A 17,471-nucleotide genomic window follows, 5' to 3' on the forward strand; every position below is an offset into this window, starting at 1 on the left:
CCACAACCAGAAACAGACCGGCTATCCCGGAGGCTTAAAAACACCGTTCAGGGCATCTATATTGTCGGCCACATAGCCGGGGGCGATACACTCCTCCAGATGTTCAGCCATAAAGCGAATAAGCTGCAATGCACTTTGAGGCAGGCGTTTGTCACGCCGAGCCACCAAATACCAGTTGCTACGAAGCGGGAAATCCATAACATCCAGCACGGCGGGTTTTTCCGGTCCCATGTCGCTCTCGCTGAGGGTATGCGCTGAAATAACAGATAATCCCAGCCCCGAAGCCACACTGAGGCGAATGGCTTCGTTGCTCTCTATTTGCATGGTGTTGCTAAGCTCAATGCCCCGGGCGCTCAGCCAACTTTCGAACATCATCCTGGTAGCCGAACCGGGCTCACGCATGATAAAACGCTCACCTTTAAGGGCATCAAAGGCCAATCGCTTTCGCCCCACAGCCCAATGGTCCTGAGGGGCAATCAGTTTAAGTGGATTAGCGATAATTCTTGATGCCAGCACACGCTCACCAGCAGGAGGATGGCTGAAGAGGTACAAATCATCTTCCTGCTGCTCAAACCGGCTGAGCACATGGGCACGGTTACCTATGCTCAGTGTCACTTGCACCCCGGGAAAACGACGATAAAAGGGACCGAGTATCCGGGGCATAACATATTTGGCCGTGGTCACCAGACCGATGCGAATATGGCCGCAACTGCCTTCACGAATACCGCCGAGAAATCCATCCAGATCATCCAGTCGCAACAGTATATCGCAGGCGGCACTATATACTTCCTGCCCCACCTCTGTGGGTACCATGTTGCCATCCCGGCTTGCCAGCAAAGGCTCTCCCACCAGTTCGGCTATTTTCTTAAGCTGCAGCGAAACCGTAGGCTGGGTGAGATGCAGACTTCGGGCAGCCGCCGATACCTTTCCCAGGCGTACTACAGTGATAAACACCTCCAGAAGCCGCATGCTGAGGTGTTTAAGGCGAACATTTGCCATAGATATTTATCTATACATACCAATTGAATAATTTAATTTTCAATATAACCAAAGCAAGGCAAAATCGCCACCAATCAAAGTTCTTCACCCATCCATCGGAGTCGACGATGCCAGATATTGTTATCGCCTTTTTCGCATTAGGTCTGTTGGCCGGTGTCATCAAATCGGATCTCAAGGTACCCGAGTCCATTTATGAAACCCTTTCTATTCTGCTCATGCTGACCCTGGGGCTTAAGGGGGGGATGGCACTGCACGGACAGACAGCCAGCCTGCAGCCACTGGAGCTGATTACCGTGATAGGCCTGGGATTTGTGATTCCACTGGCGCTGTTTCCCATCCTCAGACACCTGGTTAAACTGAATGCCTCTGACTCGGCGAGCATAGCGGCCCACTATGGTTCAGTAAGTGCCGGTACATTCGCCGTGGTGATGGCCATGACAGAAGTCGCCGGTTGGGAGTTAAGACCAGAAACCACCCTGTATCTGGTACTGCTGGAATTGCCAGCCATCGTGATTATGCTCTGGCTGCATCGCAAACTCAGTCATGGGAATTCAACGCAGGCCAGTGGTGGTAATATTCTGCACGAAGCCATGACCAGTCGCGGTGTGGTACTGCTGCTTGGTGGTGTGTTGATAGGCTGGCTCTATGGTCCGGCTGGGCTTGAGCCGCTGGCACCCATGTTACTGGGCGGTTTTAAAACCTTGCTGGCGCTGTTTTTATTGGAAATGGGTCTGGTTACCGCCAAGGTATGTATACCTTTGCCCCTTAAACAATGGCGTTTGCTGGCGTTTGCCGCCATAGCCCCCTTTATGCTGGCCTGGGTTGGTATTGGTGCGGGTATGGCAATGGAGTTACCGGCCGGCACTGTGCTGGTGCTGGCGGGGCTCACAGCCAGTGCTTCCTACATAGCAGCACCTGCCGCTATCCGTGCTGCCATTCCAGATGCCAATATCGGGTTGGCGATGCTGGCATCTCTCGGTATAACTTTTCCGGTAAATGTGCTTATTGGGCTACCGCTCTATAAGCACTGGATTGAAGGATTGTTATTCTGAATCCAAACCTCGGTGACAAAGTAAGCATCGCGAACCCTTGGTTCGCGATTTTGTTTTTGTGCTAAGGTTATTTCCTTGCCAATCATAATGATGGATGACAATGGATGTCTGAAACTTTTACTGCCCGCAACCCGAATATTGATGCTGTCCGCGGCTTGGCCGTGCTGGGAATCTTCTTTCTGAATATTCTGTTTATGGGTAACAGCCTGGATGGCTACACCCCGACTGAACCGGCAGCCTCCAGTGACATGGGAGTGGAAATCTTTTCGCGGATGTTTCTTGAAGGACGCTTTATCGGGCTCTTTACCCTGTTGTTCGGCGTGGGCCTTGCCATTCAGTACCAAGGCTTCAGCCAACAGACCGCCAATCCATTTATGCCCATCAAAAAGCGCCTGAAAGTGTTAATGGTTTTGGGGCTGTTACACGGCATTTTCATCTGGCCCGGCGATGTACTTCTGACCTATGGCCTGTCTGCCCTGTTGGCCTTGAGTTACCTTGAAAGCCCTTTGCATCAAATCCGCTCCCGGCTTATTTTGTTTATCTTTATCTCTTTAGTGTCCATGCTGGCACTGACTCAGGCTGTAATGGATGAACCACTCCCCTCAAGGGGCAGCGAGCAATATTGGACAGCGCTTGCCCCCTGGATTGGCAGCTACCCCGAGCAGCTTATACAGCATCTGATGCAGATGCTGATAGTGAACCTGATGATACTGCCAATTGCCATTCTCTGGTATGTGGCAGGAATGATGCTACTGGGTATTTACCTCTATCGCAGCGGCTTTTTTGAAACCGGCTTTGCCCCTTCGGCACGCGTTCAGGTACAGTTTGCGGCCATTGCCTTCGTTGCGGTCGATTTGCTGCTGTTTCACAGCAAAACACCCGCTATCAAGGCTCTGTCACAGGCAACAGTGGTGTATAGCGCCATCCCGGTTGCCCTGCTCTACGCCGATTTAATTATTCGTCTGTGTAATGGACGCGCCGCAGTGCTGAGCGGGCTGCAGAAGGTAGGAAAACTGGCACTGTCGCTGTATGTTTTGCAGTCAGTGATGGGTATTCTCTGCTTCCGTTACCTGTTTGTGGACTGGCTGCAAAGCTTTGATCGTATCGATTATCTGCTGACCGCCACCCTTTGGGCTGTATGCCAGATGTTACTTGCTGCCGGTTACCTTAAACTCTTCAATCAGGGGCCTCTTGAGCGACTTTGGCGTTATCTTGCCTTTGGCTCTGCTACCAATAAAACTGACTCCAGCGAAGTAAACCCATGATCACTTTTACATTAATTTTTTACCTCACCCTGGCCATTGCTGTTGCCGTGAACTGGATACCGGTTTGGGTACTGGCAACCTACGCCCTGCTGGGATTTTTTACTTTTGTCGTTTTCGGCCTCGATAAGCACGCAGCGAAACACAACAAGCCAAGGACTGCAGAAAGCAAACTATGGGCACTTGCCGGTATCGGCGGCTTCGCAGGAGCTGCCCTGGCGATGACTTTGCTGAACCATAAAACCAGCAAGCGCAGCTTCCTGTGGCCCTTCTGGTTATTAACCGCGCTGCATCTACTATCACTTGCAGGCCTGTGGTGGCACCTCGCCGTTCAGGGTTCGGTTAGCTAACCGAACCCTGAGTCAAACACGAGCCAAATAGCTGGCGCGCCCCCGGCATTGGCCGCTTTACCATGGCGACCAGAGCCTTTACCATACAGCTACTTTTATCCATGAATGTTTTGGAATTCCAGCCAATGAGAGTCGCCCTCGCCGTTATCGTTATCGCCTGCGTTATCTTTTACTTTTTTACCACTATGAATAACCAGAAAGCCGCCAGCGCAAATGAAGCAACAGGGGCTGCATTCCTAACCCAGAATGGCAAGCGGGACGGCGTTATTACCACCGCCTCCGGACTTCAGTATGAACTGCTGCAGGCTGGAAGCGGCGATCGCCATCCAACGGCAGCCGACACGGTTCGGGTGCACTATCATGGAACCCTTATCGATGGCACTGTATTTGACTCATCGGTCGAGCGTGGCGAAACCATCGCCTTCCCGCTGAACCGGGTTATTAAAGGGTGGACCGAAGGCGTGCAACTGATGAAAGAAGGCGATAAAGTACGCTTTTTCATCCCGGCAAGTTTGGGGTATGGCAACCGGAGCGTGGGTAAGATCCCCGGCGGTTCAGTGCTGATATTTGATGTTGAGCTGATAGCGATAGAGTAACAAGTTACTCAGGCATCTTGATGTAATTATTCAAAAAACGGAGGCTTTTGCCTCCGTTTTTTACATATGATCAATTAAGAAGTGAATAAGTCCCAGGCTTGCTCTGGGTGAGTTTACAACGGATAGATGCAAGGCACCGTTGGCAGCGAATGGCCTTAGTCCTTCGCACCTCTTTGATTTCAAAAGAAGGTAACACGGCAGAAACCGCTGTAAGCCACGCCCTAAGGGGCTTTGCTGGCAACGCCATGTCTGCGTTATTCAACTTCACCATGCCTCGGCATGCCTTCAACAGTCAGTGACATTGGCACAAAGACAGGCCTCAGCCACGACAAGATTCACATGGATACCCTAAACATTTAAAGAACGCCCTGTCCGAATGGATCGTCAATGGAAAATGACGGCTCAGTAAACCACTCAGGACCAGATTCAGTCATGTAAAAGTGATCTTCCAGACGCACGCCAAACTCTCCGGGCACACACAACATGGGTTCATTGGAAAAACACATGCCCGGCGCCAGTGGTGTTGTATCGTTTGCCACCAGATAAGGCCATTCGTGAATATCCAGCCCTATACCATGGCCGGTGCGGTGTGGCAGACCCGGCACCGCATAGCCGGGGCCAAAGCCTGCAGCTTCAAGCACGCTGCGGGCAGCCTTATCGACACTGCCACAGGGAGCGCCGAGTCTTGCCGCTTCAAAAGCCGCGGCCTGCGCCTGTTTTTCCAGGTTCCAAAGTTCGCGCTGACGGGCGCTTGGAGTGCCATACACGTAGGTACGGGTAATATCTGAGTTATAGCCGTAAAGCTGACAGCCGGTGTCAATCAACACTGTATCGCCAACTTCCAGCGCCTTGGGGTTTTTAACGCCATGGGGATAGGCCGTATCTTCGCCAAAGATCACGATACAGAAATAGGAGCCCGCCACCGCCCCAACCTTGCGGTGCGCAGCATCGATAAAGGCTTCCACTTCACCAACGCTAATGCCGGGGCGCAGCATGGCAGCAGCCGCCTTGTGCACCTCCAGGGTCATGTCTTTGGCGCGTTGCATCAACGCCAGCTCGGCTGCAGATTTTTGCATCCGGCATCCGGCAGTCACCCCCTTTGCGCTTACTACCCTAAGGTCAGGATTGGCATCACGAATACCTTCACTGATAAAAAAGGCTGCCGACTCATCCATGCCCACACGCCCCTGCGCCAGACCAAGACGGGACAGAACAGCACCAAACAGCTGATACGGGCTTTCATCCTCATGCCAGGTATTCACCTTGCCCTTGATGGCCATATAGCCCTTGAGAGTATCAAGCTCAAACGCCGGCGCTATGTATTCCAGCGCCCCTTCGGCAGGCAGAATGGCGCCCACCATGCGCTCGCTGGCATACCAGCGGGTGCCGGTAAAATAATACAGATTGGTACCGGCATTAAGGTAAACCGCATCCAACCCCAGCGACTTCATCAATGCCTGCGCCTTCTCAATGCGCCCCTGAAACTCATCAACCGCTATGGGTTCAATGCCACCGGTCATGTCACTGAGTCCGGCCAGTGCCTGCTCTGCAGTTAACCCACCTACACCTATGGTCATACATCACCTCTTGATACTGTTACGAAAGGCCACTGATGGCACTTTACCGCTCTGCCCGCCTTTTTAGCATAAAGTATACAAACAGTGAATCAGAATTACTCCCAATCAAATACCATGATCTTGCAGGTGTGCTGAAAAAGTCATGCTGACTCCCGTAAAGGGCGGCACTTTTTGGTAACGGATGGGTTACACTGCTAAAAAGTCATGGTGATAAGAAGCGTATTATCCTAACGGCAACCGGAATTTGTGAACGTCACCGGGTCAAGCCGCTTATACCGTTTGCTGCAAGGGTTTGACTGGTATAGGGTAATTTCAGTTGTCAGCGCTGAGGGTTATGAGTATTGTGAGCCCCGGATTGCAAGCCTCGTCACGCCATGCAATTGAACCCGCAACACAATAACTGAGGAAGCCATGGCGGCTAACTTGTACAGATATAGCCTGTGTTTATCTTCTGCCGATGGCGAACGAGTCAAACGGCAGATCAAGCCATTGACACCATCTCAAGCCCTTGAATTTCTGGGGTTAGCCGACTGGCTGGGAAATCATGAATATCTCGAGGATCTTAAGGCATTCAGTAACCATCTGAGACTGGATATCGCCAGTGATGGTGCAATGAATTTCCGTCTGATGCGTGCTGCAAAGGCTATCGGGGTTGAATTCATAAAAGTACAAAGCCGCTGCACAGTTCTGGATACCACTCAAGACAGCTACTTTTTTCACGGCCGGCGACCACAGGACACAGAACTCTCTGCCTTGCTTAGCCACTTTTTGCCGGAAGATTCTCTCGAGAGTCTTGTGGCCAATCAGGATGCCGACCAATTGGGACGCCTTCTGACTCAAGGGCTTAATCCCAATACTCCCATTGGCGACGAACCACTGGTTTTCAATGCCATATTACATCGCAGCCTGTCTGTATTTAACCTGCTGCTGCGTCGGGGCGCTGACCGGGAAGAGAAAGACGGACAGGGTCTGGATCTGATGAGTCACCTGCTTAGTCAGGGTGACAAAAAACTAATCCCCTTCATCCAGAGTCTGCTGGACAATGGGTGGGATCCTGCAAAAACATTACAGGATGGCGGCTCTATACTTTGGCACTGTTTCTCGCTGGATTATGAACTGGCGGGTCAGCTGCACAGACGAGGGTTCCCTTATATCCGGCCCCATAACATCTATGCATCGGGCACCACAGAGCAACAAATCAAGCACGCCATTTGCCATCACGACCAACCGGTGCTTGAGCGCCTGCTTTCACCTTTAGTATTGAACCATGACCAGCTCATGGTGCTCGCCGGGATCTGTGCCCAGGTAGACAATCTTGTTGGCTTTAAGTACCTGGAGTCAATTGGCCTGGAGTTTGGGGAACACAGCGATGACATGGTTGAACTACTGCAAGGCGCAGCCGCCGGTGGTTCCTTCCGTTTGGTTGCTTATTTACTGTTGAAGTCGGAATCCCTGGCACTGAATATTGATGATTGCTGCGCTGATTTAATCGAGTATCTTGTCGCCGATGACAGAGCCAGCCGGCTGATATCCATTATTACCCGCCGTATTCAACACTTTGACCACAACAGAGCCATTGGTACGGCTATCCATCATAATGCGCTGAATAACCTGTCTATCTTGCTTAAAGCCAATAAGCCGTTTCGCTATCGCACACCGCTTCTGCACGATTATCTGGAAGAATTGAGCCCGATGGCAGCGCATATGCTGCTTGCCGCCGGTGAAAATCCGGCAGAAACCAATTTCGACGGTGAAACCGTTTTCGAAGCCATGCTCAGACTGCGCCCCGGAGATGAAGCGCTGCATCGGGTATTTCAGAGCGCGCTGTTTGAACTGCCGGTCAGTGAACATATTTGGCTGCTGATTGCCCTTGGCGATACCCATGCTTTTCAGCAAAGCTGGCACCGGTTACGGGAGAAACAGATCCTGAATCATCAGGGTGATAGCTTGCTTATTCATGCCTGTCGCCATGGCGCCACCGACATAGTGCATTTCCTGCTGGACAAAGAAGTTCGTCTTTCTCATACCAACCATGACAGCAATACGGCGTTGGGCATTGCCGTACTTTACGGTTTTACCGATATTTGTCGACTGTTGTTGGAAGCGGGGGCCAACCCCAGGGATCAATTGAAGGTTCCCAGCCAAAAAACGACTGGCAGTCAACGTAGTCTGGACGTATTGCTCGGCCCCCTGAGCCGGTTACGGCAAGAAGCTGAAGCACTCAGAGAACCCTTGCGCCCCGGGGGAATACAGCCACTGCTCAACTGGGTAGGACACCTTGGTGACCTGGTACTGGCGCAGTTACTGGTTTGCCACGGTGCCCGTCTCAACAGCCGGGATACCGATGGTGCAACAGCCTTGTATTTTGCTGTCGCCAATGGTCATCTGGCATTGTCAGAATACCTGCTATCCCAGGGCGCTGATGCCCATAGCTGGTTTAATGGTGCCTCTTTACTGCATACCGCGTGCTACAGAGGCCAAGGTGCGCTGCTCCCTGTGTTATTAAGTGCAGGGCTTTCACTGGATACCATTGATGATAAAGGAGATACCCCTCTACACCATGCCGCGCGCATGGGAGCTATGCATCAGGAGGATCTGTGCACTCAGTTAATTGATGCAGGCAGTGAGCTGAATGCACAAAATCAGGATGGCCAAACACCTCTGATGACAGCACTGCTGATGTTGAATCATTCCGGAGCCTCATCTTTGTTAACCCGGGGTGCGGATGCCTGTGTGTTGGATAAGAGCGGCACCAGCGCCTACGACCACTACAAGGCACTGGGCATTCCATCCCCCGAACTACCATCAGAAAGACTCAAGCCCAGTGGCATCTGGTTTCACCTGCACAAATTATCACATGGGCTAGGCCGGTTAAGCCTGTGGTATTTGCTGCCAGGGTGCCTGGCCACTACTCTGATCTGGCAACTGCGCCCAGCCTGGTTACCCTACACAATTGCGGCCATTATCATTTGGTGGAGTATCAGTCTGCTGCTGGGACTCAGGCAAAAAGCACAGCAAGATGCAGCGCGCCCTCAGTTACTCTCCTCTCTTGGTCATTTGGGCCGCGATGAAGATGAAATCCGCTTTATGGCCAGTTGGGATGACAACAGGCAAGATTTGCCCCTGAGTCCGCCTCGGCTGCAGGCATAAAAAAAACGCCGCGACTGCGGCGTTTTTTCTCAGTTTAATTTTCCTGCTTATCCAGCATGGCGGCCAATCCACGGCACACCAGGGTTTCCATATCATCTACCCTGTGCACCTGACAATTCGCCATAGGTGCGCCCAATGCCATATCCCGCAGACTGTTCATGCAGCCCTTGTAGAAATCGGCACTGTTCATCATGCTGCCCGCGAGCCATATCCGGTTGGGATTGAACAGGTTGACCACCCACGCCAACCCCATGCCCAGATACGTTCCGCCCTGACCAAGCTCTTCGGTCGGTATCTGCTTACGACCACGCAGCAGTTCCGCCGATGCCAGTTGCTCCAGAGATAATTCACCGCCTTCCGTCATGATCCGGCAGTGCCCCAATTCTCCGGCAAAGCCACTGGCGCCGCTGAACACCCGGCCGTTCATGGCAATGGCCATGCCCAGCCCGGCGCCGCACATTACCAGTACTTCACAGTCATGGCGAGGCTCTGCAATAGCCTGTATGCCCGCATCCATATCGTTAACGATAAAGGCAAGCTGACCACTGCACTGTATTTGCGATGGATTCAGCCCGGTCAAACCGGGCAGCGACTTGCAGGTGACCAGGCGGTTGTCCCGCACCAGACCGGGCACAGCAATGGCCAGACGATAATCGTCCAAACCAAAGTCCTGCTCGAACGCCTGGATCTGCTCGTTCAAATCACGGATTGAGAAACCATCACCGGTGGGGAATTTGTATTGTTCTGTGTGACCTTCGTGCCTGAGTTCAAACAGGCCGTTGGTTCCCCCCACATCGAGTGTTAACCTTTGCATCATATACTCCACTGATACGCCCTGCTCTGACCCCGAGCAGGGATAGTGAAGTTTAACACAGTGTTGTGATTGGGTGATTGAATAAATTAATTGTTACCACGATGTAACACACTGCTTTTACTGAGTTTCCACCATGCAAGCAACATCAATTGGGTACCAATAAAAGGCAGGCAGGCCACCAGCAATACCTGCCATCCAAGACCGGTGAGCAGTGCTCCGGCACCAAGGGATGCCATGGCCTGAAAACCGAATACCGAGAAGTCGTTAAACATCTGCACCTTAAATTTTTCACCGCCGCGGTAACATGACGGCAGCAGCGAGGTGCCGGCAACGAACAGGAAATTCCAGCCAATACCCAGCAGCACCAGAGCGGTCCAGTAGTTCAGCAGCTCGCTGCCGGACAAGGCCATGGCAATGGTGAGGCCATAGGCCGCAAGGCCCGCAAACATCATATTGCCCTGACCGAAGCGGGCGATAAGGGTGCCACTGAACAGCGACGGCAGGTACATGGCAACTATATGGCTTTGGATAACCCACTTGGTGTCTTCCAGCGAATGATGCTCCATATGATGCATATGCAGTGGCGTAGCTGTCATGATAAGACTCATCATGCCATAGCCTATGGCGGCAGCCCCCAGCGCCACCCAGAGCTGGCTCTGCCCAAGCAGCTCTGGCAGAGTGCGATCGGCCTCAGTGACTGATGCCATGCCACTGGCCTGCCACTGGGATTCATTGCGATAGGCAAGCAACACGCCCCCTGCTGCCAGCGACACACATGACAGTAAAATAAAGGCTCCGGCATAGGAGCCTTGCACCAACTCAGCCCCCAGCACCGCAAGTTCAGGCCCAAGAAAAGCCGCCACCAGACCACCAAGCAGCACCCGTGATGCCGCCTTGGGCGCAAGCTCGGGAGACACAGCCTCCATGGCGGCAAAACGGTATTGCTGCACCACGGCACCGGCCGCGCCCAAAAACAGCGCCCCTAAACAAAAGAGCGCAAAATTCTGCTGATGTACCCCAGCCGCGGCGGCAAGCCCGGCAATGGCACCGAGCACACTGCCGAGCGAAAATACCCGTCTGCGGCCAAACCTGCGACCAATCAATCCCACCGGAATAACTGAGGCCGCCAGCCCCACAATCATCATGGCGATGGGCGCGGTGGCAAGTTCCGGTGAAGGGGCGATTTTAGCCCCAACCAAGCCTCCCAGCAGCACCATGATCGGGGTTGCGCTCATGGCCAGCGCCTGCGCCAGCATCAGCAACCAAACATTTACCGGCATGAGTTCTCCTGCAAAACACCAAGGAAGGAGCAAGCCCTGCTCCTTCCATAAGAAAAAAGAAACACAGAATAAACATTGCTCCAACAGCAGAGTCAATAGCCAGCGGCGCAATCTGACCCGGAGGCATTAAAGCTTTTCACGTTCACTTCGGTTGCAGCGGTCAGCATCGGTTGCGATAATCCCTGCATATCTATAAGCCCCGGCCGGAGCCTGTGGGCAACTCACAAGCAGTCAATTAATAAAGGTCTCCCATGTCAGCCATCCCAACAACCGAAATTGCCAAGCGCCTCGATGCCATTCGCACCGAAATGGCCGCTTCGCGCCTCGATGCTTTTATCATTCCCCGCGCCGACGAATATTTGGGTGAGTATGTCCCCGAGCATAACGAGCGTTTGTACTGGGCCACCGGCTTTACCGGCTCGGCTGGCATGGCGATTGTGATGAAAGACACTGCCGCGATTTTTGTGGATGGCCGCTACACTGTGCAGGTACGCGATCAGGTAGATGAGAGCCTGTATGCCTATGAAAGCCTGACCGATACGCCGCAGCCACAGTATCTGGCCGAGACCTTGGGCGACGGTGCCCGGGTGGGTTTCGATGCCCGCATGCATACCCTAGCCTGGTATGAACAGGCCAAAGCCGTGCTGGATAAAGCCGGTATCGAGCTTGTGGCCGTCAGCGAAAATCCAGTCGATAAACACTGGCAGCAACGCCCAATCCCCGAGGCCAGGCCAGTGATGCTGTTTTCCGATGAGTCTGCGGGCAAGACCAGCCTGGAGAAGCGCCGCGAGATAGGCGCGCTGGTGAAAAAGGCCGGTGGCAATCTGGCGCTTATCACCGCGCTCGACTCCATCAGTTGGCTATTGAACATTCGCGGTTTCGACGTGCCCCGCTTGCCGGTGGTGCTGGGCTCGGCACTGTTGTGGCAGGACGGCCGGATGCAGCTGTTTGTCGACACAGCAAAAATCCCTGCAGACTTCCATCAACACGTGGGTGAAGGCGTGACAGTGGCACCCGAAGCCAGCCTTGAAGCTGAGCTCAAACAGCTTGGCGGCAAAAAGCTGTTGGCCGACCCCGCCAGCAGCAACGCCTGGGGCCAGTTGACTGCCCGCGACGCCGGAGCCAAGCTGCTTGCCGCACTCGATGTGGCTGCGCTGCCCAAGGCCGCCAAAAATGAATCTGAACTCAAAGGCATGCGCGAATGCCACATTCGCGATGGCGTTGCCGTAAGCCGCTTCCTCGCCTGGCTTGATACCGAAGTGGCCGCCGGTCATCTGTATGATGAAGCAGAGCTTGCCGATAAGCTTGAGAGCTTCCGTCTCGCCGACCCACTCTACCGCGAGCCCAGTTTCGACACCATTTCCGCCGCTGGCGCCAATGCCGCCATGTGCCATTACAACCACAACAATGGCACTCCGGCCAGGCTCACCATGAACAGCATCTATCTGGTGGACTCAGGTGCCCAGTATCTGGACGGCACCACAGACGTGACCCGCACCCTGGCCATTGGCGAAGTGACAGACGAGCACAAAAAGATGGTGACTCTGGTGCTCAAAGGCCATATCGCACTGGATAAGGCCCGCTTCCCCAAGGGCACCACCGGCCAGCAACTCGATGCCTTTGCCCGCCAGCACCTGTGGCAACATGGCTTCGATTACGACCACGGCACCGGCCATGGTGTTGGCCATTTCCTCAGTGTGCACGAAGGGCCACAGCGCATCGCCAAAAACAGCAATGGCGTGGCGCTGCTGCCGGGCATGGTGGTCTCCAACGAACCGGGGTACTACCGCGCTGATGGCTTTGGCATCCGTATCGAAAACCTGATTGTGGTGCGTCACTGTGAGGCCCTTAAAGGTGCCGAGCGTGAAACCTATGAGTTTGATGCCCTGACGCTTATTCCTATCGACACCCGCCTTATCGAGAAGGCGCTGCTGAGCGCAGAGGAAGTCAGCTGGCTCAACGATTATCACGCGAAGGTGTACGCCACCCTGTCGCCGCTGATGTCCGGCGATGAGCTGGCCTGGCTCAAACAGGCCACTCAAGCTATCTAATAAAAAGCGCCTGCGGGCGCTTTTTATTTAAGGAGAAAACCTTGTACGCCGTGATTTTCAGAGCCACAGCCAAAGACCTGGATCCCCAGTATTCCGCCATGGCGGCAAGTCTTCGGCAGCTGGCGTTTGAGCAATTCCGTTGCCGCGACTTTATCGCAGTCACCGAAGGGGATCAGGAAGTTGCCATCTCCTATTGGGACAGCGAAGCAGATATCGAGGCCTGGAAGCAGGAGAGTCGGCACCTGATGGCACAAAAGCTGGGTCAGGATAAGTGGTACAGTGATTACACAGTGGAAGTGGTGGAAATTAAGCGCCGTTATCAGTCACGCTGATTACTTAATGCTTTACAACGCGCTGACGCAAAACGCCACCGGTCGGTGGCGTTTGGATTAACCTGTTAACTACTCTCAGAACAAGCCCAGGGAAGGCAGGCAGTAGTCACTGCCATCTTTGGCGGTAAAGCGGCGATCGCGGCTCTGACGGCAATTGTCACTGCAAGGCTCTGTGTGCAACAGGCTTAGCCAATTACGGCACTGGCTCACGGCTTCAGTGGCACATTCATCACTGTCACGCAAACAAAAGCCCGGAGACTCCACCTGTATATCTTCAATATGGGCTGGATTGGCACTGCCCATATGACCTTTTTTATCCAGGGTCATTTCAACGTGAATATCACCGGATTTCAGTAAAATGGCCGCAGGGCTTTCCTTGTGGCCACATAGTGCAACAAACTGCGAAGGGGTTTCCAAACCGCTGTGGCTGCCATCGTCAAAGAAGGCCAGCAGGTGTTGGTAATAAACCACGTAGCTCTTTACCGACTTGTGAGAGCCTCGGGTCAGTGGAAAGCGTCGGTCCAGAAACTCTGTGGCGCTTTCAAGGCTCACTCCCCGTTTGGCACCATTAACCACGGCGGCAATGGCTTCCCCGATGAAATGTGTCAGTTGTTGCTGATTGCTATGGGTATTCATCATGGTCATGTTCATCGCCTTGTCCTCGGTCACCGCAGATTATTGTCAGGTTCTCAGCAAAATCTGACCTGGTGACTATTGTCGGGCGGCCAGTCGATTTCGCTTGATTTTTAGTCTATGTTATTTTTTACTACAATTTCACAATAAAAATTTCACAGTGTGAATTTTACAAAATGGCCAGTGAAAAAAGTCTGATGCGCAAGTCCCATTTTATGGGCACGAAAATTAGAAACCTAAGGAAACGCAACCACTTAACTATGGAAGACTTGTCTTCCCGATGTGTGCGTGTGGATCCTGAGTCGGCGCCCTCTGTGTCTTATCTGTCAATGATAGAAAGAGGCAAACGGGTACCCAGCGCTGCCATGCTGGAAGTGATTGCCACGGTTTTTGAGAAGTCACCGGACTGGTTTTTGGATGATGCACCTGAGGAAGAAGCCATTACGCCGGACAAGGGACGGCGCGGTGGGATAAGTGGTATGGCGCTTGAACCTGGCTTTCTGTTTTCCAGGGACATTTTGCAAATCGCCATTCCGGAGATGCTGTCCCAGACCGGGATCAGCGGCCGCCAGTTTGCCCATTTGCTTATCCGGGCACATCAGGAACATCATCAGAACCATTTTCCGGATCTGGAGCGGGCCGCAGAAGAGGTTGGGGAAAAGCAGCTGAATCTGAGTGGCGATGATCTCACCGCCATCTGCAAGCGCATGGGGATGAAAGTCCGTTTTTTCAAAGAGCCATCAAAAGAGCAGGTTGACGATAACGGCGTATCTACCCACCAACTGGTTACCTCCTATTTTGAGCCGCCGGGCACCATCTTTATCAACGAAGTGTTGAAGAAGAATCCGGAGCGCCTCAAATACGATCTGGCGGTGCACATCGGCCACAGTGTGCTGCACAATAAAGATGGTCTGAAAAATGTGCTGGCGGTGGGGCGTGGCATCGGCAGTGCGCGGGAGTTGGATACCCTATCCTCGACCGTAAACGCTCAGGATATTCTCAGCGCCTGGCGCGACTTTGAATCCAGTTTTTTTGCCGGCGCCCTGTTGTGCCCTAAGGTTCCGTTCCGGCAGATCCTGGAACGTGGTGGCTATGAAATTGATACTCATAAAAAAATTGGCGTATCTGCCTCGGTGGCCATGCGCCGTATGACGGTGGTATCTCCCTACCCCCACTGGCACTATTTCGATGCTTATGCCCCAGGCAAACTCAAAGCCGTATACCGTGGCAACGGTATTCCACTACCCTGGGGCAATATGCGTCAGGTACCCGACCCTTGCCAGCATTGGGCAGTGTTCCGGATGATCAGTGAGCCATCAAGCGGCTCCTCGGCACAGATATCCATTTTGGATGTGGAAGGCAGCCCGCGCATCTACTGCTGTGAGTCAACCAAAGTGACGGACCTTGCCGGCAACCACCATGTATTGTGCGCCGGCATTGACTTAAACCCCGCCATCGATGCCCAGGGCACGGATGCGCTGACGTTGGCCGAGTCTCTCAAGAGCCATTGTATTGAGGCCGGTGGTCAGGGAGATATTCCTGCCCCCATTCGTCGTCAACTGATGAGCATTGCCCGCATTCTCAATATCAACTGGGTTGAGCGCGGCATTGAAAAAGGTGCCCGGCTGATCTGCTCCCGTGGTGCCGCCTGCCCACGAAAACCGAGCTGCTATGGGGGGGAATGCCAGGGTATGTAAGCTGGCGTCCCCAGAGGCGCTCTGGCACACTGTAGCAATTTTTGGTGTGCAGGGGCTTTTATGCTGACTACCTTAGCCATTCAACATTACCGCAGCCTGCGGGATCTGGTACTGCCCCTCGGGCAACTTACCTTGGTCACAGGCCCGAACGGCAGCGGAAAGTCAAATCTATACAAAGCATTGCGCCTGCTCGCGCTCACCGCGCAGGGGGGAGTCACCTCTGCATTGGCTCGCGAGGGCGGCATAGATTCCTGTTTTTGGGCCGGCCCTGAACATTTCAGCCGCGCGGTAAAGCAGGGAGAATACCCGATAGAAGCCACGGTCAGACAGGAAAGTAAACGGGTGCGGCTCGGCTTTGCCGGCACTGACTACAGCTATCTGATTGAGCTTGGGCTGCCAAAGCCCGATGGCACCACCCTGTTTGGCCTTGACCCACAAATCAAACGCGAAGCCATATGGCATGGCGCCAAGTATCGCCCTTCCAGCGCCCTGATTGAACGTCGTGGTCATGTAGTTAAGGGCCGAAACCAAGCCGGACGCTGGGAAGTGCTCAGTCAGCATATTGCCCTCAGTGACAGCATATTTACTGAGCTTGCCGACCCGCATAAAGCACCTGAGCTATTGCGGCTTCGTGACGATATCCGTGCCTGGCGCTTTTACGATCACTTTCGCACCGATGCCACCGCGCCTGCGCGGCAAATGCAACTGGGCACCCGCACCCCGGTGCTGGCCCACGATGGCAGCGATCTGGCCAGCGCCATTCAAACCATCTTCGAGATAGGTCACGGCGATACCCTTCATCGGGCGGTAGATGATGCTTTTCCCGGTGCCAGGGTGACCATAGCAGCGCTGGAAGGTGGCATGCTGGAGCTGCGCTTTCATCAGCAGGGGCTGCTAAGGCCGCTGAGAGCCGCCGAGCTTTCCGATGGCACCTTAAGGTATTTGCTACTGACTGCGGCGCTGCTCACTCCCAGACCACCAGCCCTGATGGTACTCAACGAGCCAGAAACCAGCCTGCATCCGGACTTACTGCCCGCCTTGGCACGACTTATCCGCCTCGCCTCAACCCAGAGCCAGCTGTGGGTGGTATCCCATGCCCAGCGACTGATCAATGCGCTCATCGAAGATGATAACTGCCAGCTATTGGAGCTGGACAAGGCGCTGGGCGAAACAGCGGTGCAAGGCCAGGATTTGCTTAGTGCCCCCAGCTGGAACTGGCACCTGGACAGCAGATAAAAAGCCGCCCAAAGGCGGCTTAAATCAGGTTAAAAACCAGTCTTTTATCCCAGTGTGAACCGAGCAATTGTCTTTTGAATACCTACGACATCCGTGCCACGTTTCAGCTCTTTTATCAAAGGCTGATGTTGTCCGGAAATCCACAGTTTCAATTCGGCATCCATATCAAAAGTACCGGCGGTTTCTACCTCAAAATGTACTATCGCCTTATAGGGAATCGAGTGATAACTCACTTTTTTGCCCGTCATGCCCTGCTTATCAATCAGGATCAGGCGCTTGTTGGTAAATACAAACATGTCCCTGACGACTTTGTAGGCCAACTGTAGCTCTTCGTTATCTCCCATTATGGGTGACAACTCAGCAGTCAGTTCTGCCAAATCCACTTCGCTTGCATTCCCCATCAGGGCATTGAGAAATCCCATTCTTACCTCCAGCTCTCCGG

General features: G+C 53.5%; 15 protein-coding genes. 9 read left to right on the top strand and 6 right to left on the bottom strand.

Annotated elements, in window-relative coordinates; genetic code table 11:
* Window positions 1–21: 21 nt before the first annotated feature.
* Window positions 22–999: a LysR family transcriptional regulator gene (locus tag ABYK60_RS02070; RefSeq protein WP_372870258.1), complete on the bottom strand. Its 978-nt coding sequence runs from the start codon at window positions 997–999 to the stop codon at window positions 22–24.
* A gap of 107 nt (window positions 1,000–1,106) precedes the next feature.
* On the opposite strand from ABYK60_RS02070, the gene ABYK60_RS02075 reads away from it, so the two are divergent.
* The 4 genes from ABYK60_RS02075 (at window position 1,107) to ABYK60_RS02090 (ending at window position 4,259) form a co-directional block, all read left to right on the top strand.
* Window positions 1,107–2,051, top strand: a complete 945-nt coding sequence (locus ABYK60_RS02075) for a sodium-dependent bicarbonate transport family permease (protein WP_372870259.1) — start codon at window positions 1,107–1,109, stop codon at window positions 2,049–2,051.
* 104 nt (window positions 2,052–2,155) lie between these two features.
* Window positions 2,156–3,316, top strand: a complete 1,161-nt coding sequence (locus ABYK60_RS02080) for a DUF418 domain-containing protein (protein WP_372870260.1) — start codon at window positions 2,156–2,158, stop codon at window positions 3,314–3,316.
* Entirely contained in the window at window positions 3,313–3,663 is a 351-nt protein-coding gene (locus ABYK60_RS02085) for a DUF1294 domain-containing protein (RefSeq protein ID WP_372870261.1), read from the top strand. The genes ABYK60_RS02080 and ABYK60_RS02085 overlap by 4 nt, the downstream gene beginning before the upstream one ends.
* A gap of 125 nt (window positions 3,664–3,788) precedes the next feature.
* Window positions 3,789–4,259, top strand: coding sequence for an FKBP-type peptidyl-prolyl cis-trans isomerase (locus ABYK60_RS02090; protein WP_372870262.1), 471 nt, complete (start codon window positions 3,789–3,791; stop codon window positions 4,257–4,259).
* 356 nt (window positions 4,260–4,615) lie between these two features.
* Here the strand turns inward: ABYK60_RS02090 and ABYK60_RS02095 are convergent, their stop codons facing one another.
* Window positions 4,616–5,836 carry a M24 family metallopeptidase gene (locus ABYK60_RS02095; RefSeq protein ID WP_372870263.1) on the bottom strand — a complete coding sequence of 407 codons (1,221 nt, stop codon included), beginning with the start codon at window positions 5,834–5,836 and terminating at the stop codon, window positions 4,616–4,618.
* Between the two features lie 411 nt (window positions 5,837–6,247).
* Here ABYK60_RS02095 and ABYK60_RS02100 point away from each other — a divergent pair, with 411 nt between their 5' ends.
* The gene (locus tag ABYK60_RS02100; RefSeq protein WP_372870264.1) at window positions 6,248–8,986 is read left to right on the top strand and encodes an ankyrin repeat domain-containing protein; all 2,739 of its coding nucleotides are present in this window, start codon (window positions 6,248–6,250) and stop codon (window positions 8,984–8,986) included.
* Between the two features lie 34 nt (window positions 8,987–9,020).
* On the opposite strand, the gene ABYK60_RS02105 is transcribed toward ABYK60_RS02100, so the two are convergent.
* Both ABYK60_RS02105 and ABYK60_RS02110 read right to left on the bottom strand, forming a co-directional pair.
* Window positions 9,021–9,800 carry an ROK family protein gene (locus ABYK60_RS02105; RefSeq protein WP_372870295.1) on the bottom strand — a complete coding sequence of 260 codons (780 nt, stop codon included), beginning with the start codon at window positions 9,798–9,800 and terminating at the stop codon, window positions 9,021–9,023.
* Between the two features lie 86 nt (window positions 9,801–9,886).
* Window positions 9,887–11,080 carry an MFS transporter gene (locus ABYK60_RS02110; protein ID WP_372870265.1) on the bottom strand — a complete coding sequence of 398 codons (1,194 nt, stop codon included), beginning with the start codon at window positions 11,078–11,080 and terminating at the stop codon, window positions 9,887–9,889.
* Between the two features lie 251 nt (window positions 11,081–11,331).
* On the opposite strand from ABYK60_RS02110, the gene ABYK60_RS02115 reads away from it, so the two are divergent.
* Window positions 11,332–13,131, top strand: a complete 1,800-nt coding sequence (locus ABYK60_RS02115; protein WP_372870266.1) for an aminopeptidase P family protein — start codon at window positions 11,332–11,334, stop codon at window positions 13,129–13,131.
* 50 nt (window positions 13,132–13,181) lie between these two features.
* A complete protein-coding gene (locus ABYK60_RS02120) occupies window positions 13,182–13,463 on the top strand; it encodes an antibiotic biosynthesis monooxygenase (protein WP_372870296.1) in 282 nt (93 codons plus the stop codon).
* Window positions 13,464–13,538: 75 nt separating this feature from the next.
* Here the strand turns inward: ABYK60_RS02120 and ABYK60_RS02125 are convergent, their stop codons facing one another.
* Window positions 13,539–14,114 (bottom strand): malate synthase, encoded by a 576-nt coding sequence (locus tag ABYK60_RS02125; RefSeq protein ID WP_372870267.1) that lies wholly within the window; start codon window positions 14,112–14,114, stop codon window positions 13,539–13,541.
* Between the two features lie 158 nt (window positions 14,115–14,272).
* Between ABYK60_RS02125 and ABYK60_RS02130 the strand changes: the two genes are divergently transcribed.
* Entirely contained in the window at window positions 14,273–15,793 is a 1,521-nt protein-coding gene (locus tag ABYK60_RS02130) for a DUF3612 domain-containing protein (RefSeq protein ID WP_372870268.1), read from the top strand.
* 60 nt (window positions 15,794–15,853) lie between these two features.
* Window positions 15,854–17,029 (top strand): AAA family ATPase, encoded by a 1,176-nt coding sequence (locus tag ABYK60_RS02135; RefSeq protein WP_372870269.1) that lies wholly within the window; start codon window positions 15,854–15,856, stop codon window positions 17,027–17,029.
* Window positions 17,030–17,073: 44 nt separating this feature from the next.
* On the opposite strand, the gene ABYK60_RS02140 is transcribed toward ABYK60_RS02135, so the two are convergent.
* Window positions 17,074–17,451 carry a PH domain-containing protein gene (locus ABYK60_RS02140; RefSeq protein ID WP_372870270.1) on the bottom strand — a complete coding sequence of 126 codons (378 nt, stop codon included), beginning with the start codon at window positions 17,449–17,451 and terminating at the stop codon, window positions 17,074–17,076.
* Window positions 17,452–17,471: the final 20 nt, after the last annotated feature.

Source organism: Shewanella sp. (genome assembly GCF_041630135.1).
Lineage (GTDB): Bacteria > Pseudomonadota > Gammaproteobacteria > Enterobacterales > Shewanellaceae > Shewanella.

What these genes read in the sequence shown, in the direction of transcription:
- ABYK60_RS02130 (WP_372870268.1), top strand. Translation starts at nt 14,273, where the DNA reads ATGGCCAGTGAAAAAAGTCTGATGCGCAAGTCCCATTTTATGGGCACG.
- ABYK60_RS02085 (WP_372870261.1), top strand. Translation starts at nt 3,313, where the DNA reads ATGATCACTTTTACATTAATTTTTTACCTCACCCTGGCCATTGCTGTT.
- ABYK60_RS02125 (WP_372870267.1), bottom strand. Translation starts at nt 14,114, where the DNA reads ATGAACATGACCATGATGAATACCCATAGCAATCAGCAACAACTGACA.
- ABYK60_RS02115 (WP_372870266.1), top strand. Translation starts at nt 11,332, where the DNA reads ATGTCAGCCATCCCAACAACCGAAATTGCCAAGCGCCTCGATGCCATT.
- ABYK60_RS02105 (WP_372870295.1), bottom strand. Translation starts at nt 9,800, where the DNA reads ATGCAAAGGTTAACACTCGATGTGGGGGGAACCAACGGCCTGTTTGAA.
- ABYK60_RS02110 (WP_372870265.1), bottom strand. Translation starts at nt 11,080, where the DNA reads ATGCCGGTAAATGTTTGGTTGCTGATGCTGGCGCAGGCGCTGGCCATG.
- ABYK60_RS02140 (WP_372870270.1), bottom strand. Translation starts at nt 17,451, where the DNA reads ATGGGATTTCTCAATGCCCTGATGGGGAATGCAAGCGAAGTGGATTTG.
- ABYK60_RS02080 (WP_372870260.1), top strand. Translation starts at nt 2,156, where the DNA reads ATGTCTGAAACTTTTACTGCCCGCAACCCGAATATTGATGCTGTCCGC.
- ABYK60_RS02095 (WP_372870263.1), bottom strand. Translation starts at nt 5,836, where the DNA reads ATGACCATAGGTGTAGGTGGGTTAACTGCAGAGCAGGCACTGGCCGGA.
- ABYK60_RS02070 (WP_372870258.1), bottom strand. Translation starts at nt 999, where the DNA reads ATGGCAAATGTTCGCCTTAAACACCTCAGCATGCGGCTTCTGGAGGTG.
- ABYK60_RS02135 (WP_372870269.1), top strand. Translation starts at nt 15,854, where the DNA reads ATGCTGACTACCTTAGCCATTCAACATTACCGCAGCCTGCGGGATCTG.
- ABYK60_RS02075 (WP_372870259.1), top strand. Translation starts at nt 1,107, where the DNA reads ATGCCAGATATTGTTATCGCCTTTTTCGCATTAGGTCTGTTGGCCGGT.
- ABYK60_RS02090 (WP_372870262.1), top strand. Translation starts at nt 3,789, where the DNA reads ATGAGAGTCGCCCTCGCCGTTATCGTTATCGCCTGCGTTATCTTTTAC.
- ABYK60_RS02100 (WP_372870264.1), top strand. Translation starts at nt 6,248, where the DNA reads ATGGCGGCTAACTTGTACAGATATAGCCTGTGTTTATCTTCTGCCGAT.